Raw genomic sequence first — 22959 nt, 5'->3', positions numbered from 1 at the left:
GCCCGCCGACCATGGCAGGTTTGGGGCCCCGGTTCTGAATAGTGTTTTTGTCCCCCGGCAACATCCAGGGACGGAAATGGCCGCCTGCACCACGGTAATCCCGTGGCACAAGCGGCCATTGTGCTTTCGCCGGTTCGCACCGGCTGAAGGCGCTGCTTAGAGGGCTGCGAAAACTTCGCGCAGCAGCACAGCGGTCTCCGAAGGAGTCTTGCCGACCTTCACGCCAGCTGCTTCCAGTGCTTCCTTCTTGGCCTGGGCGGTGCCAGCCGAGCCGGAAACGATGGCGCCTGCGTGGCCCATGGTCTTGCCTTCAGGGGCGGTGAAGCCAGCCACGTAGCCGACAACCGGCTTGGTGACGTTGGCCTTGATGTACTCGGCTGCGCGCTCTTCGGCGTCGCCACCGATCTCGCCAATCATCACGATGGCCTTGGTCTCCGGGTCCGCCTCGAACGCAGCCAGTGCGTCAATGTGGGTGGTGCCGATAACCGGGTCGCCGCCGATGCCGATAGCGGTCGAGAAGCCCAGATCGCGCAGTTCGAACATCATCTGGTAGGTCAGGGTGCCGGACTTGGAAACCAAGCCGATTGGGCCCTTGCCGGTGATGTTGTTCGGGGTGATGCCAACCAGCGCCTCGCCCGGGGTAATGATACCTGGGCAGTTAGGGCCGATGATGCGGGTGATCTGGTTGCCCTCGGCGTCGACCTTGGACTGAGCCAGGGCCCAGAACTCAGCGGAGTCCTGTACCGGCACACCCTCGGTGATGACCACAACGAGGCCGACCTCGGCTTCGATAGCCTCGATGACGGCGTCCTTGGTGAACTTCGGTGGAACGAAGACGATCGAAACGTCTGCGCCGGTCTCGGCCTTGGCCTCAGCCACGGTGCCGTACACCTTGATGTCCTGCTCACCGTGGGTCACGGTGGTGCCGGCCTTGCGGGCGTTCACGCCACCGACAATGTTGGTGCCTGCCTTGAGCATCAGGGCGGTGTGCTTGGTGCCTTCGCCGCCGGTGATGCCCTGGACGATGACCTTGGAGTCCTTGTTCAGGTAAATGCTCATTGTTCGCTTATCCCTCTTACTTCGCTGCGTTGGCGAGCTCGGCGGCCTTGTCGGCGCCCTCGTCCATGGTTGCTGCCAGGGTCACCAGTGGGTGGTTGGCTTCGGCCAGGATGGCGCGGCCTTCTTCAACGTTGTTGCCGTCCAGGCGGACAACCAGCGGCTTGTTCGCTGCGTCACCCAGGGTGTTCAGCGCGCCGACGATGCCGTTTGCCACAGCGTCACAGGCGGTGATGCCACCGAAGACGTTGACGAAGACGGACTTGACCTGTGGGTCGTTCAGGATAACGTCCAGACCGCTGGCCATAACCTCAGCCGAGGCTCCACCACCGATGTCCAGGAAGTTTGCTGGCTTCACGCTGCCGTGGTTCTCACCGGCGTAGGCGACAACGTCCAGGGTGGACATAACCAGGCCAGCACCGTTACCGATGATGCCTACTTCGCCGTCCAGCTTGACGTAGTTCAGGCCAGCGGCCTTTGCCTTGGCTTCCAGCGGATCGGCTGCGCCCTTGTCCTCAAGCTCTTCGTGAGCTGGGTGGCGAACCTCAGAAGCGTTGTCGTCCAGGGAAACCTTGCCGTCCAGTGCGACGATGTCGCCGGCACCGGTCTTGACCAGCGGGTTAACCTCAACGAGGGTCGCGTCTTCTTCCTTGAAAACGGTCCACAGCTTCTGCAGGGTGTCTTCGACCTTGCTGCGCAGTTCCTCAGCGAAGCCGGCAGCTGCAACGATCTCAGCGGCCTTCTCAGCGTCGATGCCGACCAGTGGATCAACAGCGACACGAGCCAGCGCCTCTGGGCGCTCCTCTGCCAGCTGCTCGATCTCCATGCCGCCCTCAACCGAGCACATGGCCAGGTAGTTGCGGTTCGAGCGGTCCAGCAACACTGAGAAGTAGAATTCCTCGGCAATGTCCGCACCCTGTGCGATCATGACCTTATTCACAGTGTGGCCCTTGATGTCCATACCGAGGATGTTCGATGCGTGCTCGAATGCCTCGTCTGCGGTCTTGGCAACCTTAACGCCACCAGCCTTACCGCGGCCACCGACCTTAACCTGTGCCTTGACAACTACGACGCCACCGATCTTCTCAGCAGCGGCCTTGGCTTCTTCAGGGGTGTAAGCGACGATACCGGCAAGCACGGGAACGCCGTGTGCCTCGAATAGATCGCGCGCCTGGTACTCATACAGGTCCACGGGTTTGTGTCCTTCGTTCGAAGTTCATGCTGACTCGCGGCACAGTCACGGACTATCGTCCATGCCGTACCCAAAGAGAGCGCACCGCGACCAAACAAACGCCAAAAATGGCGTCTTAGCCCGTGCGCATTTCTCAGACTATCCCTACTTTCGCGAACTTCCCACTTTTACAACGTGTAGAGAATCCGCAGGAAATCAACGATTGACCATCATTGTGACCAACCCAACAGTGCATCTTGATTGACTATTCGACAATTTCAAGTGGCGCGTAGCGAAGCAGAAGGCGTTTTTCAGATTCCGGAAATTGAACTTTTGCCACAGTTTTATCGCCTGCGCCTTCCAACGCAATGACAGTTCCCAAGCCAAACGCGGAATGTTTCACGGACTGCCCCACCTTGGGGATCACAATCTCCTTATTCTGCACCACACGCTGCTTGGCGACCGGCGCCGCGTTATGACCCCGCACGGCAGTGTTCGCCACTGACGAACCCGCTCCCCAGTGACTTCCACGGTCGTAACGACTCGTGGCGAAATTCACCGAACCGGAGCCAAATGACGAGCCTGAGCCGAAAGATGACCCTTCACGTTTCCAGTCAATCAGCTGGGCTGGGACCTCTTCAAGGAACTGGCTGGCTGGGTTGTACTGAGACTGCCCCCACAGGCTGCGCTGCTCGGCACGGGTCAGGTACAGACGCTCCCGGGCGCGGGTCAACCCCACGTAGGCCAGGCGACGCTCTTCGGCCAGTTCCTTCTCATCGGTCATTGACCGTTGATGAGGGAAAACGCCGTGTTCCATCCCGGTGAGGAACACCACCGGGAATTCAAGGCCCTTGGCCGTATGCAAGGTCATCAGTGTCACCATGCCTTCGCGTGCGGCCATGGCGGCCCCCTCATCATCGCTGGGCGCCTCGGGGATCTGATCCGCGTCCGCCACGAGGGCGACTCGTTCAAGGAATCCGGCCAAACCGCCCTCGGGTTCGTCGTTGACGTAGTCGCGGACCACCGCCACGAGTTCGGCAAGGTTCTCTACGCGGGACTCATCTTGCGGATCGGTTGAAACACGCAGGGTCTCCAGGTATCCGGTTTGTTCCAGCACGGCTTCCAACGCTTCAGCCGGCCCGGAGCCCTCTGCAACGGTCTGCAGATCGTCCATGAGCGCCACAAACGCTGCCGTCATCTTGATGCCGCGGGTACCAAGCCCTGGTGCCTGGTCCGAACGACGCAGCGCATCCATGAAGGAGATGCGTTCACGTTCGGCCAGCGCCGCCACGGCTCCTTCCGCCCGGTCGCCGATCCCGCGTTTTGGCTCGTTGAGGATACGACGAACATTGACATCATCTTCCGGGTTCACCAGGGCGCGCAGGTACGCTAGCGCATCCTTGATTTCCTTCCGGTCGTAAAATCGGGTGCCGCCGACAACACGGTATTTCAGGTCGACACGCATCAGCTGTTCTTCAAGGGCTCGCGACTGGGCATTGGTGCGATAAAAAATCGCAATGTCGCCGGGACGCACATCCTCGTCGTCGTTCAGCCGGAGAATTTCCTCGGCGATCCACCGGGCTTCATCTGACTCCGACTCCCCCACGTAACCGACGATCTGCTCACCATCGCCGCTGGCGGTCCACAGCCGTTTGTCGTTGCGGTCTGGGTTGAGTTTGATGACCTCATTGGCTGCCGTCAGGATGTTTTGTGTCGAACGGTAGTTCTGCTCCAATTTGATGGTTGCAGCGTTCGGGTAATCCTTTTCGAATTCGACGATATTTCGAATGTCTGCGCCGCGAAAAGCGTAGATTGACTGGTCTGAGTCGCCGACCACGGTCAATTCACCTGGCACGGTAGCACCGTCGGGTCCGGTGAGCTCTCGAACCAAAGAGTATTGGGCGTGGTTCGTATCCTGGTATTCGTCAATCAGGACATGGCGGAAGCGCCGACGATAGTTATCGGCGACGCCCGGGAACGCCCTGAACATGAACACTACTTGGCCGATCAGGTCGTCAAAGTCCAGCGCGTTCGCCGCGCGCAACCGCTGGGTATAACCTCGATAGACCTCGGATACGGCCCGAGCAAACGGATCGTTCGTGTTGATCGTCGCGGCGTAGTCTTCGTCATCGATCAATTCGTTTTTGAGTGATGAAATCTTGTGCGCGATTGCTTTAGGAGTGAATCGTTTCGGGTCGATCTCCAGTCCTTTGGACACCAAGGTGATCAAGCGCAATGAATCGGCCGAATCATAGATCGAAAAGTTTGACTTCAGCCCGATCGTCGCGGCTTCACGACGAAGAATGCGAACGCAGGAGGAGTGGAACGTGGAGATCCACATCTTCTTGGCTTGATCTTCGCCAATGAGTTCCGCGGCGCGTTCTCGCATTTCTGCCGCGGCTTTGTTGGTGAACGTAATAGCGAGGATCTCATGTGGTCGCGAACGTCCTGTGGCCAACAGGTAGGCGATTCGATGTGTCAACACTCGAGTTTTTCCGGAGCCGGCACCAGCGACAATCAGCAGCGGGCCTCCGGCATAACGCACGGCCTCTTCCTGCTGCGGGTTCATTCCTACCAGCAGTTCTTCGGCACTCGGCAGGGCCTGAGGTGTCGTTTCAGGGGCGAAGTCATCAAAAAGGAAATCCATGATGTAGCAAGTCTACGTCGCACACCGGACAGGAATGGGTTGTCCACAGCCAACCGGCTCAGGCGCTTGCGGGCATAATGAAAGGTATGGCAAAAAAGGTCAGGAAATCCAAGGAATACCGCAAGCCCTCCCAGTTTGTTGAACAGCAGGGTGAATCACTGGATCGGAACCTGAACAAATACAACGTTCAAAGTACGTCCCATGAGAACAAATCAAACCCGATGTTGCTGATCTCCGCCGGACTAGTCATCAGTCTTTCGCTTTTTGTCTATCTCCATCTGCTGACGTTGAACCAGATGAACGACCTGAGCAATTCCCTCTCCATGCCTGACCAACGTGTGTTCGGTTATACCGTCGAGGATATCGAAGCCTTGCGGGCAGCGATGGATGAGGACGCGCGTGGCCAGCTGAACTACGTACATAAAACCGCTGGGATGCTCTTTCCGCTGTTCACCGCCGCGATGAGCATGCTGCTGTTTATTCGTTGGATCCCCAACCGCCGGACTCGTCTATTGGCTTGGTGCGCACCTCTGGGTTTCGCGGTGGTAGACATCGTTGAGAACTTTGCCATCGATGCATTGTTCTCAGCCGACGAGATCTCTGCTGGTGCTGTGATGTTCGCTTCGATCCTCACGACCATTCGCTGGGCATTGCTGTTGATCACGGCAGCTTTGATTGTGGGGCTCGGGCTGGTCCGCGCCAATCGTGCGTTGCGGCGCAAGATGTCCGAGATCCGAGAGCAAACCTCATAACGTGGCGTCGTGAAACACCAAGCGCGGTTCCTAGTAGGATAGTCTTGGTGATGGCTTCACGCCCATGCCTCTGTAGCTCAGTAGGATAGAGCGACCCTCTCCTAAAGGGTAGGCCGTCGGTTCGATTCCGGCCAGGGGCACTACAACGTCAAGGCGTTTCCACTCGATATTTTCCGGTGGAAACGCCTTTGCTGTTGGTTTTGGTCCAACAACAGTAGCTCCCTAGTCAATGTCTGTTTAAACATCAAAGGGGTGCGTTCCCTGTGGAACGCACCCCTTGGATGTTTTGCGATAATCTAGCGGCTAGCGCAGCAGCAACGCGGTGGCCTTCGGCGACAGCGATGCGTCCATCACGACGCAGGCGCCGCCAACGGCACCAACATTGGCACCCAGCGTGGAGGTACGAGTTTCAACCTCATGCACGGCGCGCAATGCAAAGCGGCGCTTCACAGCGGCATCAACATCTTCACTGACAAGTTCGCTGATCTTGTCCCACTGTGGTCCGCCGAAGACGACCTCACGGACGTCCAAAGCGTTGGCTAGCTGTCCTGCGACTTCACCGGTCAGCACCATGGTCTCGGTAACCAGTTCCTTGGCTACGTCGTTGCCTTCAAGGGCAAGCTCAGTCAAACGGTTGAGCCCCTCGGCACGCTGCTCTGGGCCAAGGATCTCGTACGTCGGCAGGTCCAAACCGCGTTCCTTGGCCTTCGCCGCAATGAACTCGTAGGAGGTGCCGGATGCCAGGCAGTCATCGGCACCGCACTCTTCACAATGCACCGACTTGTGACCGGTGGAGTAGTGACCAATTTCGCCGGCGTTATTGCTCGAACCATGGTGGACGTCGCCATCGATGACGATGCCTGCGCCGAAGCCATGACCACAGTAAACGAAGACGAAGTCTTCGGTCTTTTCTTCCTTCGACTGCCAAAGCTCACCAACGGCCGAAGCGATGGTGTCCTTTTCGATGATCACCTGCAGTCGCAACAACTTGCGTAGCGGGTTGACGAGTTCAACATCTGCCCATCCGTCAAGTAGCGGCGGGTTCAACACCACGCCGTCTTCAACGTTGACTGGGCCCGGCACAGCGATGCCAACGCCGACGATGTGTTTCTTCGGGACACGAATTTCCGCGATGAGTTCCTTCACCGTGGTAGCCATCAGCTGCACGGTCTCGGAAGCAACTTCAAGGTTTGGAACCTCGATGCTGCGCTCCCGCAGAACTTCACCACGCAAGTTCATGGCCACGAAAGTAAGAACACTGGGATCAAGGTGAATACCGATTGATACCAGACGATTGCCCTCCAGCTCGAGAACCGTACGTGGTTTACCCGGGCCGGAAACGATGGTGCGGTCTTCGCGCACGATGCCGTCGTCTAGCAAACGACGCACGACATTTGAAATGGTCTGCGGTGACAGACCGGTCGAACTTGCCAGTTCGACTCGACTGATTCCATCCGGTGCCCTACGGATAGATTCAAGAATTACAGCTTGGTTGAAGTCTCCCAAGCGTCCTAGGTTGGTACCCCGTCGCATTAATGCTCCATAGATCTATAAATTTGATGGATCGATCTTTCCGTACCTCAGCTTTCACCTGCCGCCGCCAACCCGGTCGAAATATTGCGAGTAAGAAGACCGCGGCGAACAACAACTAAAAACGTTGGAGATCCACTTAAGCACGTTACCACCTGCGAAGGCTTCACACACGCGATATCGTGAATTCATGCAGAAAAAATTGACAATCTCGGCCGCTTGTTTAATCAACAACCAAGGAGAAATCTTGCTGGTGCGCAAACGCGGAACCAGCAAATTCATGCAGCCAGGCGGCAAACCCGAGAAAGGTGAGTCCCCTTTAGAAACTGTCATTAGAGAAATCGCGGAAGAGCTTGGGGTCGTTTTCAACTCCGAAGACCTGGAGTTTAATGGCGAATGGCAGGGACCGGCGGCCAACGAAGAACAGACCTCGATCCATGCACACTTATTCTCCGGCTACTTTAACGGCGCATTGAAGCCACTAGCGGAGCTGGAAGAGCTACTTTGGATCGATCCGCAACAAGCCCTGCTGCGCGACGATCTCGCTCCCCTGCTGCGTGATTGTGTGCTTCCCGCCGCCATAGCCCGTGGCTCAGCACGCTAACTCAACGCGGATCGCTGGATTCGCTTAGCCAGCCTGCAGGTAAACGTCCCACGAATCGTCGATATGGTTGAGCCCGGATACGAGGTGGCCGCCATAGCGGGGCCTGTGCGGCGTTATACGCAGCCTCCAACCAAGTTGGGAGAGCATCTTATCGGCCTTGCGGCTATTGCACGTCAGACAGGCAGCCACGAGGTTCTCCCAAGTGTTCTGTCCCCCTCGGCTGCGGGGAATGACGTGGTCGATGGTGTTTGCTGACTTCCCGCAGTAGGCGCAGGTAAACCCGTCTCTACGAAGAATGCCCCTACGGGTGACATGATTCATGTCCCTATAGGGGCGTCGCACATAGCGCTTTAAGACGATTACCGTTGGCCGCGGTAACTCGCCATGAACGCTACGCACGGGTGACGAGTCATCTTGGAGGACGATGGTAGCTTTCTCGGCCATAACCAATAAGAGGGCTCGTCGGAAAGTCACCACGGCCAAGGGCTCGTAGCCGGCGTTTAAAACCAGTGTTCGCATCTTGCAGTACTTCCTTCTTGAACCGATAGCCGCCATCTGGCATGGATGGGGCTCGCGTTCTCTACGGAGAGGTTCTACCGCAAGCCTAAGGGATGATCCGGTGGCTACGTGAGGGTTCAAGGAAGATATTCTTTGGAGTTCATCTCTAAAGACATAGATGTTCATACTGTTAAACAGACATAGGCTGCCGAACGTCTTCCTCGTTCGACAGCCTATGAAAAGTTTTTTGGAACTTAGCCAGCCAGGGTGTAGTAACCGTACAGCGGGTTACGGCTGACCGAGTGAACCAGGGTACCAACGCTTGGGTTCTGTGCACCGATCATCTGACCGCCGCCCAGGTAGATGCCCACGTGGCCGCCACCGTTCTGGAATACCAGGTCTCCCGGCTTCGGGTTGCTGGTGCGCTTGAACTGGCCGGAGCCCAGGATGGCTGAGGTGCCACGAGCGATGTTGATTCCGTGCTGGGCGTAAACGTACTTGACGAAGCCCGAGCAGTCCCAACCCGATGGGGTGTTGCCGCCCCAAACATAAGGAACACCGGCGTACTTGGCGGCGGTAGCCGCAATGCCGGAAAGGTTGGAGGTGTTGACCGAGGAAGTGCTCTCGGTCGTTTTCTTGGTGGTGGTCGACTGAGTCGAGGTCGACTGGCTGCTGGCGTTCTGGCGGGTCACCGGAGCGAAGTCATCAGACGAGCTGGACGAAGAGCTCGAAGTCGAGGTCGAACGAGTCGTTGGAGCCGTAGCGTTCGAGGAGGTTGAAGTTACCTCGTTGGCAACTGCAATAACAACGGGCTCTGGCTTCTCATCGGCGGTGAAGCTTGCTCGCTCGATATCGACCGAAGACTTCTTGTCTGCGGCGACGCTAACGGCCTTGACTGCAACACGTTCTGGGTTGATGGTGTCAACCGGCGCTGCGGATACATCGCGAGGTGCAGTTGCCTGACCAGGCACACCCAAGGTGATGATTAGGCCTGAAGCGGCGGCTACAACGGCTGCCTGGCGACCTACAGAGCCGGCATTCGATGCAACAGCCTGCGAGATCGCTTCTAGAGAATTAGTACGTGGCACGTCGGCGCGGCGACGTCCATGGGTTTGACGCTTGGTCACTTTTAAGGCCTCTCCTTGATACCTACGAGGTAAGCTGTCGGGTTCGAAGTGGAGTTACCTCGGTGGATTTGAAGTTTCCTTCTCTTCCACTTCACCCCTAGGGTTGTTAGTTCAAACTAACGACCCGATATTGGTTCCCCCGCCACTGCCGTACGAGTTGTGTATAACTGCACATTGCGTGTTGGCAGTGCTCGGTTCTCACGCAATGTTGCTCAGGGATCCCCCTGGCACGCATCTAAGCCTATAGGATGATTTTCGAAATGTCACGTTTTGGTCACGAAATGGTGACGGAGATCGTTACAACCAGCCCGCAGGGTCTTTAAACTGCCCGTCAACGATGACATCGAAGTGCACATGGCAGCCGGTGGAGTTGCCGGTGGTGCCGCTCAAAGCGATCAAATCACCGCGTTTAACCTCGTCACCAACGTTGACCAAAACCTTGGTGTTGTGGCTGTAGCCCGTCTCCAAGCCGTCACCGTGATCAATCATCACGCGGTTGCCCGAGTGACCAGCCCATCCAGCAACCGTTACGGTTCCCGAAGCGGATGCATATACTTCAGTGCCACAGGCCACACCGTAATCTGTACCACCATGAATCATGGTGCCAGCACCGGTTGGGTTACTGCGGTGACCGAATGGTGAGGTAATACGGTTGGAGGTTACCGGACGGTCAAGCAGACCAGCAGTCGACTTGATAGCGGTAACATTTCCGCCTGAAGCCGCCATTACCTCGGAGAGCTTCTCTTCACCGGCAACGTTCGGGTTCAATTCGGAAGTCAAGGCAGCGCGCTCAACTTCCAAGGAGGCCGACCCTGGAGCGGTCACGTCGACCACGGCCGAGGTAGCGGTGCGTTCGGAGGCGACAGCCACGGTGACGTCATCGCTTTCCGAGCCTGCAAGTTGTGGCGCAACAGCGGCCAGAGCAAGACCCGAGACTGCAGCAACAGCAGCGACCTTGTGGCTAAAGCCTAGTCGCGAGGACTTTTTGGAGTTTGCGCCAAGCTTCGAGATAAATTCAACGTTGCTTGAGATCTCAGCGGATTCCGGCTGAGAAGGCACTGCTCCCGGCAGAGCAATGACATTGCTTCCGGCCTCTTCGAGTACCAGCATCTGGCGGGTTGGAGCGATGCCGTAGCGGGAGCGGTCCTCGAAGCGACGTCCCACGAAGTTTGTATGTACCGGCGTTGCAGCTGCAATGGATGCAACCGATTCGCTGGCGCGGGATGCACGGCGTCCACCTGCACGTTCGGTGGCTGCAGCGGTGATTTCACCAATCACGTCCAGCTCAACAACGGCGGCGCGACGGCCGGTCGTCTTGGTTTCTACCAAAACATTCCTCTCATGTAGCGCCTGCGAAGTTAGCTGTCGGATTCGGTTCCTGAGAATGAACCGGCCTGCTTTTGGCAGGACTTCACCCCTAGACGTAAACGTCGGAAAGTGGGTCCCCCGCTATTGCCCTAAAAATGACTTCCCATCCGGGCGCAGGGCAATACTAGGCGTTCGCGCATTGGATGGGCCGGTGCGGGTCAAATACCCCGCACCGTGCATTAACGTTACCCGTCAAACGGAAAAGTTACAATTTCGTTATCTTTTGCCGGTCTTCACAAAGACATGGCTGCTGACCTCTATCGGAAGCTCCAAAGCACCCTCTACACCCTGCACTCGAACCACAATGTAGTCTTCGGCACGTTCAAGGGTGACGATCGCCCCCGGGCGGATTCCGCCTTCATTCAGCTGCCCGAGCAGAATTGGATCAGTTTGGATCGGTTCAGCTAGGCGCTCAATTGCCAGCGGTCCTTCGACGCCTTCCAAAAGTGCCTGGTCAAGGTTCTGAACCTCGGATGAGATCTCGCTCACTTTTGGTCCGCCAAGGACTTCCAAGCCGGGAATCGGGTTTCCATAGGGTGAGACCGTTGGTTTACCCAGAAGGTCATACAGTCGGCGTTCAACACGCTCACTCATGACATGCTCCCAACGGCAGGCCTCTTCGTGAACGTATTCCCAGTCGAGTCCGATCATGTCAGACAACAGGCGTTCGGCCAGGCGGTGCTTGCGCATCACGCTCGTTGCCAGTTCGTGACCTTTTTGGGTCAACGCAAGGTGGCGGTCGGAAGAGACAACAACCAGACCGTCACGCTCCATGCGAGCTACGGTCTGCGACACAGTTGGGCCTGAGTGCCCCAGACGCTCTGCGATTCGGGCGCGCAACGCCACGATTTCCTCTTCTTGCAGTTCAAGAATGGTACGCAAGTACATCTCGGTTGTATCGATAAGGTCAGACACGTCAGCCGCTCCTGGAAGTCACAACAAATAAGTTCGTAGAAATAATGAGACGTCACTACACACTCTACTGTGTGTGTCGGACAAATTCGTTACAGAGCCGGACACCAAGGATGTCGTAACCCTCCGTCCGGTTTTTCTCTGAAACACTCATGGTTTGCGAGGATAGTACTGAAACGCCTGAGATTACCCTATTTATTCCGCGCTGCGGAACGGTAGGACCCTCGGCCCTTCAATCTATAGCTATATCGAGGAGCACGATGAGCACGGACATCACCATCCCACAGAACCTTTTGCCAGCTGACGGCCGTTTCGGCGCTGGTCCCTCCAAGGTTCGCGCAGAGCAAGTCCAGGCAATCGTTGAGGCAGCGGATTCGATCCTGGGTACTTCACACCGCCAGGCTCCGGTCAAGAACCTTGTCGCATCGGTTCAAAGCGGACTGAAGGAAATGTTCAATGCGCCGGAGGGTTACGAGGTTCTGCTGGGAATCGGCGGCGCAACCGCATTCTGGGACGCTGCAGCGTTCTCACTGGTTCGCAATAAGGCGCAGCACCTCTCTTTCGGTGAGTTCGGTTCCAAGTTCGCCAAGGCGACCGACAAGGCACCATTCTTGGCCGCTTCAACCATCATCACCAGCGAGCCAGGCAGCGTTCCCGTTCCTGTGGCGGAAGCCGACGTTGATGTCTATGCGTGGCCTCACAATGAAACGTCCACCGGTGCGGCCGCACCGGTGAAACGTGTTGAGGGTGCGAACGACGATGCACTGATGATTATCGATGCCACCAGTGGCGCCGGCGGACTCGCCGTCGACTTGGCTGAAACCGATGTCTACTACTTCGCTCCGCAGAAGAACTTCGCATCCGACGGCGGGCTGTGGATCGCGTTCGTATCCCCAGCGGCCATTGCCCGCATCGAGGAAATCGAAGCAACCGACCGCTGGATCCCAGACTTCCTGAATCTGAAGACTGCTCTGGATAACTCGCTGAAAAACCAGACCTACAACACCCCAGCGCTGACCACGCTGGTGCTTCTGGACTCCCAGATCAAGTGGATCAACTCCAACGGCGGACTCACCTGGGCAGCTGAGCGTACGGCACAGTCCGCAGGAAAGGTTCGTGCCTGGGCTGAAGCTTCCGAGATCGCTTCGATGTACGTGGCGAACCCAGAGCACCGTTCAAATGTCATCTCTACCGTTGATTTCGATGACAGCATCGATGCCTCAGCTATCGCCAAGGTGCTTCGTGCCAACGGTGTGGTGGATGTGGAGCCGTACCGCAAGCTGGGCCGCAATCAGCTGCGCATCGCCACGTTCGTCGCCATCGACCCGGCAGACGTTGAGGCGCTCCTAAACTGCATCGACTACGTGATCGAGCAGCTCTAAGTCGCAAGAAATATGAAGTCATAACAAGTGAGGCTCGGACCGATGGTCCGAGCCTCACTTGTTATCTGAACGTTAGCCGTCTTTACGCGCCCGGTTCCGTTGCGCGGCGCGCCGGCGTGCGGCAGTTCGCTGCGCGGTGCGCCTACGGCGAACCTGACGCCGAGCCGGTGATTTGAGCGTCGGCAAGGTTTCTTCGTCTTCGGAATCCACCTCATCGTTCACCGTAGGGTCGGACTCTACCGACTCGTCCGGTGCCTCATTTTCTGAAAGCGCCGGAAGCTGCTGGGAATCCTGAGCTACTGTGTCTTCCGATGACGTCTCGTCTTCGGCAGACTGCTCATGTTCGGCTGCATGTTGTTCGGCTTCAGCGGCTTCGATTTCTTCCTTGGCCAACCGGTCGGCCCATGGCACCCATGCCGGGGCCAACAGCGAATCCTCGCCTGCAATGAGACCGACTTCGCAAACCGTCAGATCCTTCGATTTGGCCCGAGGCACCCGTGCGAGGGTCGCATACCATGTCCATCCCTGGTAACCCTTTTTTAGGGAGATAAATCTATGGGTGACAAGTCGCTCACCTTCGGCCGTAACGCCGAGGTGTTCGCCAATTTCAGCTCCCCCGGCGATTTCAGCCAAGGAAAGCCGCGCAGTATCAACCGCTTCGGCGAGGATGGTGTCCAGCTTGGGTTTACGGGCCATTATTTATGCGTCCAGATCGTCGGCTACCGCGCGAAGCACGGTAGCAACTTTTTTGCCGTATGCATGTTCAGGATAGCGCCCATTACGCAAGGTGTTTGAAACGCTGTCCAGCAATTTGATCAGGTCTTCAATTAAGGCGGCTTCATCTTCGGGCTTCTTGCGCTTGGCGCGCGCTACCGAAGGCGCGGACTCCAGAACACGCAGGCTCAATGCTTGCGGCCCGCGTCGACCTTCAGCAACACCAAATTCGAGCCGTGTGCCAGGGCGCAGCTCATGCAGGCCATCGGGCAGTGCCGCAGCGTTCACGTAAATTTCTTTACCATCTTCAGTGGTTATGAAACCGAAGCCTTTAGACTTCTCGTACCACTTCACCTTGCCGGTAGGCATACCGTTACACCTCGTTCGTTTCTCGTGCGTAGCCGCATGGTCGAGGCCTGCTCAGCACCATGCTGTTTTCATGTGTTCGCTTCCGCGGAGCGTTCGCCGGGTGTGTCGAATTCTTTTCCCGGGTGCTCGACGTACGGAGTCGAATCAAGTTGTTTACCTTTGATTATGTCATTCATTCGCACACAAAATCACCTTGAGGGTTCTTTGCTTCGGGAGTAACGGGAAAGGTTGTAACGGTAAACTAGGAACCGTGAGCACCTTATCTGTCACCATGTCCGTATTTTCGCGTCTAGCCATCGTTTTGGCGATCGCCTCGGCCCTGGCCCTCGTTGCGGTCTTGGTGCTCTATTTCCAGGAAATCACCATTCCACCCATGCTGATGATTTTGGGAGTCTGGGGCCTGCCTGTCGCCTTCCTCCTCGGTGGTGTGGTGGTTATCGGCAACATCATCAGACGCCGCAACAACTAATTCGATAGTCCAGCTCTCATACAGGCGACTCCCAGACTTCTTAGGCACACTGGGGTTTATGAGTGCTAAAACCCCAGAGGCAAAACTTCTCGTTGTCGATGACGAACCGAACATCCGCGAGTTGCTGTCCACCTCCCTGCGTTTTGCGGGATTCGAAGTAGTCTCCGCCGCCAATGGCCGCGATGCGCTGGCAGCTGTTGAAGCCGAAGAACCAGATCTCGCCGTGCTCGATGTGATGCTTCCGGATATGGACGGATTCACCATTACCCGCAAGCTGCGTGCCGCCGGACGCCACTTCCCGGTACTGTTTCTCACCGCACGCGATGACACCACGGACAAGGTCACTGGACTGACCGTCGGCGGCGATGATTATGTCACCAAGCCATTCAGCCTGGATGAAGTTGTTGCCCGTATTCGTGCGGTACTCCGTCGCACATCCTCTGGTGAAGAAGAGAACGCGACCATTGTTGTAGCCGATCTTGAACTCGACGACGATGCGCACGAGGTTCGCCGGGCCGGAGAAATCATTGACCTCTCGCCTACCGAGTTCAAACTCCTGCGCTACTTGATGATGAATCCAAACCGCGTACTCTCCAAGTCCCAGATCCTGGACCACGTGTGGGAATACGACTTCAACGGGGACGCCTCGATTGTTGAATCCTACATTTCGTATCTGCGCCGCAAGGTTGACCGCCCCGAATGGCCAGCCCTGATCCAGACGAAGCGCGGTGTCGGCTATTTGATGCGCACCCCTGACCGTCGTTAACGTTTATACCCATTCGCAAACCAAGGGGCTTGTAAAGTCATCATATGAAGTCGATTCGTTCGCTCTGGCGGCGCACCACGCTGCGCAGCAAACTGGTGACAGTGATGTTCGGGCTGATGATCGTCGCGATCGTCGCCACAGCGGTGAGTTCAGCTCACACGCTACGGATTTCGATGACCAACCAGATCGACGAGCAGCTCGTCGCCGCCGGACCAACGATGGGTCTGGGATTGAACAAGGCCTACCTGTATTCGGTAGACAATCCCGATGACCCCGACGGATTCACCGACTTCGACCCAACGCTACTGGGACTAAACAGCTCCTACGCGGACATCCGTGATGACGAGGGAAAAATCGTCTACATCATGCCGCGCTCCAGAGTTTCGCCGAGTACCGCACTGGATTCTCCACTGTTGGATATCAACAACATCAACAAGTTGCTGGAAACCCCCAACAAACCAACCACCATTCCCGGAATCCAGTCGAACTCGGCGGGCTGGCGCACCATGGTGATACAGCTCAAGAGCAGCAATCACAATTTGTTCCTCGCCATCCCGCTGAACACCGTAAATAACACGGCACAGCAATCGGCCATCCTGGTGCTGTCCACCGGACTGCTGGCAGCCCTGGTGATGTCCATGATCGCCTACGCACTCACCAGCCGGTCGCTGAAGCCGCTGGCCAACGTCGAACGCACCGCCTCCATGATCGCGGCCGGTGACCTCACTCAGCGTGTCACCGACTATCCGGCCGAAACGGAAGTCGGTCGGCTCTCCCGTTCATTGAACGCGATGCTTGCACAGATTGAAAAAGCCTTCAAGGACCGCGAAGCCTCGGAACGCAAGATGCGCCGCTTCATCCAGGACGCATCACATGAACTGCGCACCCCGCTGGTCACCATCCAGGGTTACTCGGAGTTCTACCGCCACGGTGGGTTGGCGAACCCTGAAGCATTGGACTCGGCAATGGGCCGAATCGAAAGCGAATCCAAACGTATGGCGCAGCTCGTAGAGGACTTGCTGATGCTTGCTCGCCTGGATGAACAACGCCCCATGGAAATGCAGGCGGTCGACCTGCTGGTGCTCGGCCAGGACATCGTGGAAGACACCAGGGTTCGTGCACCCGACCGCAAGGTCACCCTGGTGGGACTCTCCAGCCAACAGCCGAGCCCCGCAAGCACCGTGGGCGATGACGCACGCATCCGGCAGGTTATTGCCAACCTGCTGACCAATGCGCTGCGCTACACCCCGGAGGGCACTCCCATCGAGATCGCGGTCGGGGTTCGTTCGCTGGTAGCCGGATCGCTTGATGCAGTCCTGGAAGTTCGCGACCACGGCCATGGGATTCCCGACGAGGACGCTAAGCGGATCTTCGAGCGTTTCTACCGTTCAGATGCCTCACGGCAACGGGAAACCGGTGGCTCCGGGCTCGGCCTGGCGATTGTTGCGGCGATCGTCCAGCAACACGGCGGGTCGGTGTCGCTGAGCGAAACCGAAGGTGGCGGTGCCACCATGGCTATTTCCCTGCCGTACGTTCCGATGCCTGAGCCTCGTGACGACGATGATTTTGATTTTGAGCCGGGATCACTCGAACCGTAATTCACTTGTCCACAGCCGGTGCTCCACCCGGGACGCACAGCTGTCCGGCTCCCTATTGTTGGCTCATCGACACCCGATGAAAGGCGAGCAGGAATTATGAGTACGTTCTCTACCAATACCGGAGAAATGCAGGCCAAATCCCAAGCGGTCATGAGCACCATCGACCGGTTGCGCTCGGAAGTCGCCACCATGCAGATGAATCTCGACCAGTTGCAGAGCACCTGGCAAGGTTCGGCGGCCACGTCCTTCCATTCAATCGTTGCCGAATGGCGCAGCACCCACGTGAGGATTGAAGAGGCCCTGGGCAACATCGCGGCGGCGCTGCAACATGCATCGGCTCAGTACGAAGAAGTAGAACAGGTCAACACCTCGCTCTTCCGCTACTAACCCGAGCTGCGGCAATACGAACCAAAAACTGGCCGTTGGAGATTCTCCAGCGAGAACTCCAACGACCAGTTTTTGTTATTGACTATTTTTCGTGCTAACTCGACGCCTCAGGCCTGATGGCGACGACGAAGCAAAACTGCTCCGGCTAGCAGCAGCAGCGCGCCGGCTCCGGCCAGCAGCACCGAGCTGAAACCGGTATCGGCCAGCTGGTCCCCGGAAGCCTGTGCCGTGGTGTCTTCCACCGAGCTCTTGGTGTCAGTCGGCTGTGTTGTATGCTCGACTTGACCGACCGGTTTGACCTCACCTGGTTGCGGTGAAGGCGTCGCTTGTACCTCTTCTTCAGGGGTCTGCTCTTCGGAACCGTTGTGCTCTTCACCAAAATAGAACGCGAGGAAATTCTCAAGCCACTGAGCGTCGAGGGGGAAGTCCGCACGAAGCATTTCGATCAGTTCTTCAAGTTCTGCATCGCTGCTTACGGTGTCCAACATGTAGGTCAAGACGAGCGCTAGGTACTCTTCACCGGCTTCGGTTTGGAAGAAATCAACCCACTGTTCTTCGTTCCAGTCTTCAGCGTCCTCTGGCAATAGTTCAAGCATCTCTTCTAGGAGCTGCTCTTCCTCTTCGGTGAGCTCAAGAGAACCAGCGGTGTATTCGTCCTCGATCACCTGAATAAATTCTTGGCCTTCTTCGGTGTCATAGAAGGCCTCCCACTGAGCTTCATCCCATTCTTCGCTGCCCTCGGGCAACAGCGGGCTGGCTGATTCCCAAAAAGCTTCGTCGTCTTCACCGAGTTCGAACTCCAGATCTCCGAATTCTTCGGCCAGTTGCTGGCCTTCTTCGGATTCGAGGAACGAGGTCAGCGGGTTGTTCTGCGACGTGTCGTCCTCTTCGTCCGGCTGCGATCCTTCGACGTATCCAAAGTCGAGCACATCATCAGTTGCGGAAGGAACCGACTCTTCGGATTCGGCAACTTCGTCCACCGGCTGAGTCGATGCTTCCGGTGCGGCGGCGGTGTCTTCGCTCGGAACCGACGGCTCGGTACCGTTGGCGGGTTCCTGCGTTGGTTCTTGGGCCGGGGACGTTTCGGCCGCAGTGGTCACTTCATCGGTGGTGTTGCCAACTGATGGCTCGTTGGCCTCGACTGCAACCGAGGATTCTTCCGCCGTGGCGGCTCCCGCTGGTTCCAGCACAGCGGCACTGGTTTCGGCGTTGGAAACCACGGGTGATGTTTCCGGAGTTTGTGCTGTGGCTGGTTGCTCAACCACAACACTGTGAACACTTTCTTCGGTTGTTTCTGCAGCCTGGGCGGGTGCCCCGGAGACCAGAAGCCCCGAGATAACTGCGGCGGACAGCAACGTGGTGTTGACCTTAGCTGGCATAGAGTCTCGTTTCCCCAAAAAAGTCACAGTCCTGTATTTCGGACACCGGTGTGTTCCGAAGTGGTGAGAACAGGTTTTAGCCTGTGAAGATGCAAGATGATTAAGGTACAACTTAGCCGAAAACTCCGCAGGTACCAAGTGCCTGCGGGTACTTCATCGGCTGCCAAGGCTCCCACTCGCGACGGCCGGGCGGAGCACCGCGGGGAATCGGGAACTAACACGTACGCTAGAGCCTATGAGCATCCTGATCGACCCGCCGTCATGGCCCGCCCATGGAACGGTTTTTTCTCATCTGGTGTCCGATGCGACCCTGGATGAATTACACGATTTCGCCCGGTCGCATCAGATTCCTGAGCGCGCATTCGACCGCGACCACTACGATGTTCCGCTCGAACGGTATCCCGAGCTGGTGGCTGGCGGTGCCCGTGAAGTTTCCGCCAGTGAGTTGGTGCGCGCGCTGATCGTTTCGGGTTTGCGGATTCCTGCCAAGTACCGCCCGGAGAAGCTTGATCGAGTGCTCACCCGACGCTGGGCGCAAACACTACCCACCGAACCGCAGCTGGGTCAGGAACTGCTCGGACTGTGGGCCCAGGGACATCGGCGTTACCACGACCGGGTTCATTTGCTCTCGGTGCTTGAAGCCCTGGATTGGCTGGCCAAAGACCAGAGTGACGCGCAGGAACGAATGCTGTTGCAACTTGCCGCGTGGTTCCACGATGCGGTGTATGAGGGAACCTCAGAGGACGAAACCCGTTCAGCCATCTTGGCTCGCGAGCGACTCACCGGGGTGCTGAATCCTGCGGCCGTGGCCAAGGTCAGCGAGTTGGTCCTGCTGACGGCCGGGCATTCCCCGGGCGCCAACGATAAGTTGGGACGGATCCTGTGCGACGCGGACCTTGAAGTGCTCGCCAGGCCGCAGCCGGCCTACCAACGTTATGCGCAGGCGATCTACCAGGAGTACGCGCATTTCCCCCGTCCGGCCTTGGCCACCGGCCGGATCAAGGTCCTGGGATCTTTGCTGGAGAAAAAGAATATCTACAGCACCGCCCAGGGTATTACGCGCTGGGAGGCCGCGGCGCGCAGCAACGTCGGGGCCGAAGTAAAAACCCTGCACACCTGGCTCGGCGAAGAGTTCTGAATTTTGTTAACGGCCTGTGGCCCGTTTCCGTGAAGGAAACGGGCCACAGGCAACAGCTGGGTTCGGTACGGGACCGACCGGGTCAGGAAGCTTAGAAGCCGCCCATTCCGCCCATGCCACCCATGTCGTCACCGGCTGGTGCGGCGCCGGCCGGAGCTGGCTTGTCTGCAACAACGGCTTCGGTGGTCAGGAACAGGCCAGCGATCGACGCGGCGTTCTGCAGCGCCGAACGGGTCACCTTCACCGGGTCGTTCACGCCAGCTTCCAGCAGGTCGACGTACTGGCCGGTGGCGGCGTTCAGGCCGTGGCCGGCAGCCAGGCCCTTGACCTTGTCGGCTACAACGCCTGGCTCCAGGCCGGCGTTCAGTGCGATCTGCTTCAGCGGGGCTTCGATGCCAACACGAACAATGTTCGCGCCGGTGGCCTCGTCGCCGTCCAGCTCCAGCTTGGCGAATGCAGCCGCGCCAGCCTGGATCAGTGCAACGCCGCCGCCGGCCACGATGCCCTCTTCCACAGCGGCCTTGGCGTTACGCACGGCATCTTCGATGCGGTGCTTGCGCTCCTTGAGCTCAACCTCGGTAGCTGCGCCAGCCTTCAGCACTGCAACACCGCCGGAGAGCTTTGCGTGGCGCTCCTGCAGCTTCTCGCGGTCGTAGTCCGAGTCGGTGTTCTTGATCTCGGCTGCGATCTGGGCCTTGCGGCCTTCGATGGCGTCGGCTTCGCCGCCGCCTTCAACGATGGTGGTCTCGTCCTTGGTGATAACCACCTTGCGGGCGGTACCCAGGACCTCGAGGCCCACGTTGTCCAGGGACAGGCCGATTTCCTCGGACACAACCTGGCCACCGGTCAGGATGGCGATGTCGGTCAGCATGGCCTTGCGGCGGTCGCCGAAGCCCGGAGCCTTGACGGCAACGGACTTGAACAGGCCACGGATCTTGTTCAGGATCAGGGTAGCCAGGGCCTCGCCCTCAACGTCTTCGGCGATGATCAGCAGCGACTTGTTCGACTGCATGACCTTCTCCAGCAAGGTGACCATGTCCTTGACCGAGGAGATCTTGGAGTTCACGATGAGGATGTATGGGTCCTCCAGCACGGTCTCCTGGCGCTCAGCGTCGGTGACGAAGTATGCGGAGATGTAGCCCTTGTCGAAGCGCATGCCCTCGGCCAGCTCCAGCTCGAGGCCGAAGGTGTTGGACTCTTCAACGGTGATCACACCCTGCTCGCCAACCTTGTCCAGGGCCTCGGCGATCAGGCCGCCGATTTCCGGGTCGCCTGCGGAGATCGAAGCGGTCGCAGCGATCTGCTCCTTGGACTCGATCTTCTTGGCGGCTGCGAACAGCTCTGCGGTGACGGCCTCTACGGCCTTGTCGATACCGCGGCGCAGGGCGATTGGGTCGGCGCCGGCAGCAACGTTGCGCAGGCCTTCCTTGACCAGTGCCTGGGCGAGAACCGTTGCGGTGGTGGTGCCGTCGCCTGCGACGTCATCGGTCTTCTTGGCAACTTCCTTGACCAGCTCTGCGCCGATCTTCTCGTAAGGATCCTCCAGCTCGATCTCCTTGGCGATGGACACGCCATCGTTGGTGATCGTCGGGGCACCCCACTTCTTTTCCAGAACAACGTTGCGGCCGCGTGGGCCCAGGGTCACCTTTACGGCGTCGGCAAGGGTGTTCAGGCCGCGCTCTAGTCCGCGGCGTGCTTCCTCGTCAAATGCAATCATCTTGGCCATAGTGGCTTTCGGTCCTTTCGGGACGATTTTGCGAAAATGCAACCGACAGACAGCGCCCGCGACGGACGAGTGCAACGGGCCGGCATCGGGCCAGCAACCGTTTCAGCTCTCGCTATCTGAGGTATTCTTCACGCTCGGTGCGCAGCGGTGCAAGAACCGGTCCGGCGGCGAATCAACGCAAAAAGCCGATCGGCGTTAGCAGTCGCAACGCATGAGTGCTAATACAAATATTGGCACTCTCGCCCTGCGAGTGCAAGCCGATCGGCTTACAGCGAAGCAAATGATTACTGTGCGATTACTGCACTTCGAGGGTGTCGTCCGCACCCATCACGACGGTCACCCGGTTGGGAATGTTGGTCGTTTGCAAAACCTCGTCGATGTTCATCAGCTCAGCAGCCTTTTCGGCGGTCGTCCGGTAGGCCTCAGAGGTGTAGTACACCGTGGACGTTTCTGCCGGGCGGGTCCAGTTGCTGACCGTAACATTCGTGAAGCCGGCATCGGTCAAGGCTTCTTGGCCGGCCGAGGCAATTCCTGCGATGCTGGCGCCGTTGTACACACCGACCAGCTGTCCGAACAGCACATCGTCGTCGTCGATGGTGCTGGATGCCGACGGTATCGCGCTTTCGGTTTCGCTCGGGCTGGCGCTAGGTTCTTGGCTCGGCGTCGGGATGCTGGACTCGGTAACTTCTGGCGCCGACCCCAGTAGCGGCTTCACTCCCCCGGGGCCGAAGAAGTAGGCAACCGCCCCGACCAAAACAACAAGGACCGCGGCAATGACCACCCAACGAAGTTTCCCACCGCTGGACTTGGAGGCGGCAGACTGCGCCCACCCGTTGGCGTGGTGTGAACCCACACGGGTGTTGAACTCCGGAACGCGATCGAATTCGTCACGTGGGTAGTTGGTCATTCTTGTCCTTGATCGAGGTCTGACTGGTCGCGGTCGGTTTCGGAACTTATCGTCCGGACCCGACGGTACCGCTCACACGACGTCGCGTCGACCGAAGCCTACGCAAGCGTTTTACCAGCATTGGGTCGTAAGCCAGCGCCGCGTCCGTTTCAATCAACTGGTTGAGCAATTGATAATAATTCGTCGGCGACATGGAGAACTGTTTGGTAATGGCCTGTTCCTTGGCGCCAGCATACTTCCACCACAACTTTTCCATGTTCAGGATCTGCTGGGAACGCTCATCCAGTTCAGAGTCGGGATTCATTACAAAATCCACCAGCACTTCATCCTCAGCCATGCGTCCACACCTCATTCCTTCACCCGGCTCAGTCCGGTCTCGGTTCTGCGTTTTGCGCCACCAGTGGTGGACATACCACCGATATTCTAACCAACTCACCCGCACAGCGCCGCGCCTTAGGG

At 57.9% G+C, this 22959-nt stretch carries 22 protein-coding genes, 1 tRNA gene and 2 riboswitches; of the genes, 9 read left to right on the top strand and 14 right to left on the bottom strand.

The window, feature by feature from the left end:
* Positions 1-156: 156 nt before the first annotated feature.
* The 3 genes from sucD to pcrA all read right to left on the bottom strand — a co-directional run bounded on the left by sucD (position 157) and on the right by pcrA (position 4874).
* The gene (sucD, locus tag ACIOWL_RS16665; protein WP_400387572.1) at positions 157-1059 is read right to left on the bottom strand and encodes a succinate--CoA ligase subunit alpha; all 903 of its coding nucleotides are present in this window, start codon (positions 1057-1059) and stop codon (positions 157-159) included.
* A gap of 16 nt (positions 1060-1075) precedes the next feature.
* Positions 1076-2248: an ADP-forming succinate--CoA ligase subunit beta gene (sucC, locus tag ACIOWL_RS16660; protein WP_400387569.1), complete on the bottom strand. Its 1173-nt coding sequence runs from the start codon at positions 2246-2248 to the stop codon at positions 1076-1078.
* Positions 2249-2492: 244 nt separating this feature from the next.
* On the bottom strand, positions 2493-4874 hold the full coding sequence (pcrA, locus tag ACIOWL_RS16655) for a DNA helicase PcrA (protein ID WP_400387567.1): 2382 nt from the start codon (positions 4872-4874) through the stop codon (positions 2493-2495).
* 86 nt (positions 4875-4960) lie between these two features.
* On the opposite strand from pcrA, the gene ACIOWL_RS16650 reads away from it, so the two are divergent.
* Positions 4961-5626, top strand: coding sequence for a hypothetical protein (locus ACIOWL_RS16650; protein ID WP_400387564.1), 666 nt, complete (start codon positions 4961-4963; stop codon positions 5624-5626).
* 66 nt (positions 5627-5692) lie between these two features.
* Positions 5693-5766: transfer RNA gene (locus ACIOWL_RS16645), tRNA-Arg, on the top strand.
* A gap of 163 nt (positions 5767-5929) precedes the next feature.
* Here ACIOWL_RS16645 and ACIOWL_RS16640 read toward each other — a convergent pair.
* Complete coding sequence (locus ACIOWL_RS16640; RefSeq protein ID WP_400387562.1) at positions 5930-7159, bottom strand: ROK family protein; 1230 nt, start codon at positions 7157-7159, stop codon at positions 5930-5932.
* Positions 7160-7346: 187 nt separating this feature from the next.
* Here ACIOWL_RS16640 and ACIOWL_RS16635 point away from each other — a divergent pair, with 187 nt between their 5' ends.
* Positions 7347-7760 (top strand): NUDIX domain-containing protein, encoded by a 414-nt coding sequence (locus ACIOWL_RS16635; protein ID WP_400387559.1) that lies wholly within the window; start codon positions 7347-7349, stop codon positions 7758-7760.
* A gap of 24 nt (positions 7761-7784) precedes the next feature.
* On the opposite strand, the gene ACIOWL_RS16630 is transcribed toward ACIOWL_RS16635, so the two are convergent.
* From ACIOWL_RS16630 to ACIOWL_RS16615, 4 genes are all read right to left on the bottom strand, one after another.
* Complete coding sequence (locus ACIOWL_RS16630) at positions 7785-8081, bottom strand: HNH endonuclease (protein ID WP_400387834.1); 297 nt, start codon at positions 8079-8081, stop codon at positions 7785-7787.
* 431 nt (positions 8082-8512) lie between these two features.
* Positions 8513-9385 carry a C40 family peptidase gene (locus ACIOWL_RS16625; protein ID WP_400387556.1) on the bottom strand — a complete coding sequence of 291 codons (873 nt, stop codon included), beginning with the start codon at positions 9383-9385 and terminating at the stop codon, positions 8513-8515.
* A gap of 4 nt (positions 9386-9389) precedes the next feature.
* Positions 9390-9559: riboswitch (cyclic di-AMP (ydaO/yuaA leader) on the bottom strand.
* Positions 9560-9682: 123 nt separating this feature from the next.
* A complete protein-coding gene (locus ACIOWL_RS16620) occupies positions 9683-10714 on the bottom strand; it encodes a M23 family metallopeptidase (RefSeq protein ID WP_400387554.1) in 1032 nt (343 codons plus the stop codon).
* A gap of 2 nt (positions 10715-10716) precedes the next feature.
* Positions 10717-10894: riboswitch (cyclic di-AMP (ydaO/yuaA leader) on the bottom strand.
* 75 nt (positions 10895-10969) lie between these two features.
* Positions 10970-11668 (bottom strand): metal-dependent transcriptional regulator, encoded by a 699-nt coding sequence (locus tag ACIOWL_RS16615; RefSeq protein ID WP_400387552.1) that lies wholly within the window; start codon positions 11666-11668, stop codon positions 10970-10972.
* Between the two features lie 257 nt (positions 11669-11925).
* On the opposite strand from ACIOWL_RS16615, the gene serC reads away from it, so the two are divergent.
* Positions 11926-13047 carry a phosphoserine transaminase gene (serC, locus tag ACIOWL_RS16610; protein WP_400387549.1) on the top strand — a complete coding sequence of 374 codons (1122 nt, stop codon included), beginning with the start codon at positions 11926-11928 and terminating at the stop codon, positions 13045-13047.
* 72 nt (positions 13048-13119) lie between these two features.
* Here serC and ACIOWL_RS16605 read toward each other — a convergent pair whose 3' ends face one another.
* The gene (locus ACIOWL_RS16605; RefSeq protein WP_400387546.1) at positions 13120-13743 is read right to left on the bottom strand and encodes a DUF3027 domain-containing protein; all 624 of its coding nucleotides are present in this window, start codon (positions 13741-13743) and stop codon (positions 13120-13122) included.
* 3 nt (positions 13744-13746) lie between these two features.
* Complete coding sequence (locus tag ACIOWL_RS16600) at positions 13747-14130, bottom strand: cold-shock protein (RefSeq protein WP_400387545.1); 384 nt, start codon at positions 14128-14130, stop codon at positions 13747-13749.
* Between the two features lie 250 nt (positions 14131-14380).
* Between ACIOWL_RS16600 and ACIOWL_RS16595 the strand changes: the two genes are divergently transcribed.
* The 4 genes from ACIOWL_RS16595 to ACIOWL_RS16580 all read left to right on the top strand — a co-directional run bounded on the left by ACIOWL_RS16595 (position 14381) and on the right by ACIOWL_RS16580 (position 17350).
* Positions 14381-14599, top strand: a complete 219-nt coding sequence (locus ACIOWL_RS16595; protein WP_400387544.1) for a hypothetical protein — start codon at positions 14381-14383, stop codon at positions 14597-14599.
* Positions 14600-14657: 58 nt separating this feature from the next.
* Positions 14658-15365 (top strand): response regulator transcription factor, encoded by a 708-nt coding sequence (locus ACIOWL_RS16590; protein WP_400387541.1) that lies wholly within the window; start codon positions 14658-14660, stop codon positions 15363-15365.
* 44 nt (positions 15366-15409) lie between these two features.
* Complete coding sequence (locus ACIOWL_RS16585; RefSeq protein ID WP_400387538.1) at positions 15410-16963, top strand: sensor histidine kinase; 1554 nt, start codon at positions 15410-15412, stop codon at positions 16961-16963.
* A gap of 96 nt (positions 16964-17059) precedes the next feature.
* The gene (locus ACIOWL_RS16580; RefSeq protein ID WP_400387536.1) at positions 17060-17350 is read left to right on the top strand and encodes a WXG100 family type VII secretion target; all 291 of its coding nucleotides are present in this window, start codon (positions 17060-17062) and stop codon (positions 17348-17350) included.
* 107 nt (positions 17351-17457) lie between these two features.
* On the opposite strand, the gene ACIOWL_RS16575 is transcribed toward ACIOWL_RS16580, so the two are convergent.
* Complete coding sequence (locus tag ACIOWL_RS16575) at positions 17458-18729, bottom strand: LPXTG cell wall anchor domain-containing protein (RefSeq protein ID WP_400387533.1); 1272 nt, start codon at positions 18727-18729, stop codon at positions 17458-17460.
* A gap of 235 nt (positions 18730-18964) precedes the next feature.
* Between ACIOWL_RS16575 and ACIOWL_RS16570 the strand changes: the two genes are divergently transcribed.
* A complete protein-coding gene (locus ACIOWL_RS16570; RefSeq protein ID WP_400387530.1) occupies positions 18965-19867 on the top strand; it encodes a DUF4031 domain-containing protein in 903 nt (300 codons plus the stop codon).
* A 91-nt stretch (positions 19868-19958) separates the two neighbouring features.
* Here the strand turns inward: ACIOWL_RS16570 and groL are convergent, their stop codons facing one another.
* The 3 genes from groL to ACIOWL_RS16555 all read right to left on the bottom strand — a co-directional run bounded on the left by groL (position 19959) and on the right by ACIOWL_RS16555 (position 22837).
* Entirely contained in the window at positions 19959-21593 is a 1635-nt protein-coding gene (gene groL, locus ACIOWL_RS16565; protein WP_400387527.1) for a chaperonin GroEL, read from the bottom strand.
* Between the two features lie 295 nt (positions 21594-21888).
* Positions 21889-22500 carry a LytR C-terminal domain-containing protein gene (locus ACIOWL_RS16560; RefSeq protein WP_400387524.1) on the bottom strand — a complete coding sequence of 204 codons (612 nt, stop codon included), beginning with the start codon at positions 22498-22500 and terminating at the stop codon, positions 21889-21891.
* 46 nt (positions 22501-22546) lie between these two features.
* Entirely contained in the window at positions 22547-22837 is a 291-nt protein-coding gene (locus ACIOWL_RS16555; protein ID WP_400387522.1) for a DUF3263 domain-containing protein, read from the bottom strand.
* Between the last annotated feature and the right edge of the window lie 122 nt (positions 22838-22959).

The sequence above is a fragment of the Glutamicibacter sp. NPDC087344 genome, from assembly GCF_044744225.1.
GTDB lineage: Bacteria > Actinomycetota > Actinomycetes > Actinomycetales > Micrococcaceae > Glutamicibacter.
Note: the sequence above shows the minus strand (reverse complement) of the source record. Positions and strands in the feature narration are given on the sequence as shown.

What these genes read in the sequence shown, in the direction of transcription:
- sucD (WP_400387572.1), bottom strand. Translation starts at nt 1,059, where the DNA reads ATGAGCATTTACCTGAACAAGGACTCCAAGGTCATCGTCCAGGGCATC.
- pcrA (WP_400387567.1), bottom strand. Translation starts at nt 4,874, where the DNA reads ATGGATTTCCTTTTTGATGACTTCGCCCCTGAAACGACACCTCAGGCC.
- ACIOWL_RS16650 (WP_400387564.1), top strand. Translation starts at nt 4,961, where the DNA reads ATGGCAAAAAAGGTCAGGAAATCCAAGGAATACCGCAAGCCCTCCCAG.
- ACIOWL_RS16640 (WP_400387562.1), bottom strand. Translation starts at nt 7,159, where the DNA reads ATGCGACGGGGTACCAACCTAGGACGCTTGGGAGACTTCAACCAAGCT.
- ACIOWL_RS16635 (WP_400387559.1), top strand. Translation starts at nt 7,347, where the DNA reads ATGCAGAAAAAATTGACAATCTCGGCCGCTTGTTTAATCAACAACCAA.
- ACIOWL_RS16630 (WP_400387834.1), bottom strand. Translation starts at nt 8,081, where the DNA reads ATGAATCATGTCACCCGTAGGGGCATTCTTCGTAGAGACGGGTTTACC.
- serC (WP_400387549.1), top strand. Translation starts at nt 11,926, where the DNA reads ATGAGCACGGACATCACCATCCCACAGAACCTTTTGCCAGCTGACGGC.
- ACIOWL_RS16605 (WP_400387546.1), bottom strand. Translation starts at nt 13,743, where the DNA reads ATGGCCCGTAAACCCAAGCTGGACACCATCCTCGCCGAAGCGGTTGAT.
- ACIOWL_RS16600 (WP_400387545.1), bottom strand. Translation starts at nt 14,130, where the DNA reads ATGCCTACCGGCAAGGTGAAGTGGTACGAGAAGTCTAAAGGCTTCGGT.
- ACIOWL_RS16590 (WP_400387541.1), top strand. Translation starts at nt 14,658, where the DNA reads ATGAGTGCTAAAACCCCAGAGGCAAAACTTCTCGTTGTCGATGACGAA.
- ACIOWL_RS16585 (WP_400387538.1), top strand. Translation starts at nt 15,410, where the DNA reads ATGAAGTCGATTCGTTCGCTCTGGCGGCGCACCACGCTGCGCAGCAAA.
- ACIOWL_RS16580 (WP_400387536.1), top strand. Translation starts at nt 17,060, where the DNA reads ATGAGTACGTTCTCTACCAATACCGGAGAAATGCAGGCCAAATCCCAA.
- ACIOWL_RS16575 (WP_400387533.1), bottom strand. Translation starts at nt 18,729, where the DNA reads ATGCCAGCTAAGGTCAACACCACGTTGCTGTCCGCCGCAGTTATCTCG.
- ACIOWL_RS16570 (WP_400387530.1), top strand. Translation starts at nt 18,965, where the DNA reads ATGAGCATCCTGATCGACCCGCCGTCATGGCCCGCCCATGGAACGGTT.
- groL (WP_400387527.1), bottom strand. Translation starts at nt 21,593, where the DNA reads ATGGCCAAGATGATTGCATTTGACGAGGAAGCACGCCGCGGACTAGAG.
- ACIOWL_RS16560 (WP_400387524.1), bottom strand. Translation starts at nt 22,500, where the DNA reads ATGACCAACTACCCACGTGACGAATTCGATCGCGTTCCGGAGTTCAAC.
- ACIOWL_RS16555 (WP_400387522.1), bottom strand. Translation starts at nt 22,837, where the DNA reads ATGGCTGAGGATGAAGTGCTGGTGGATTTTGTAATGAATCCCGACTCT.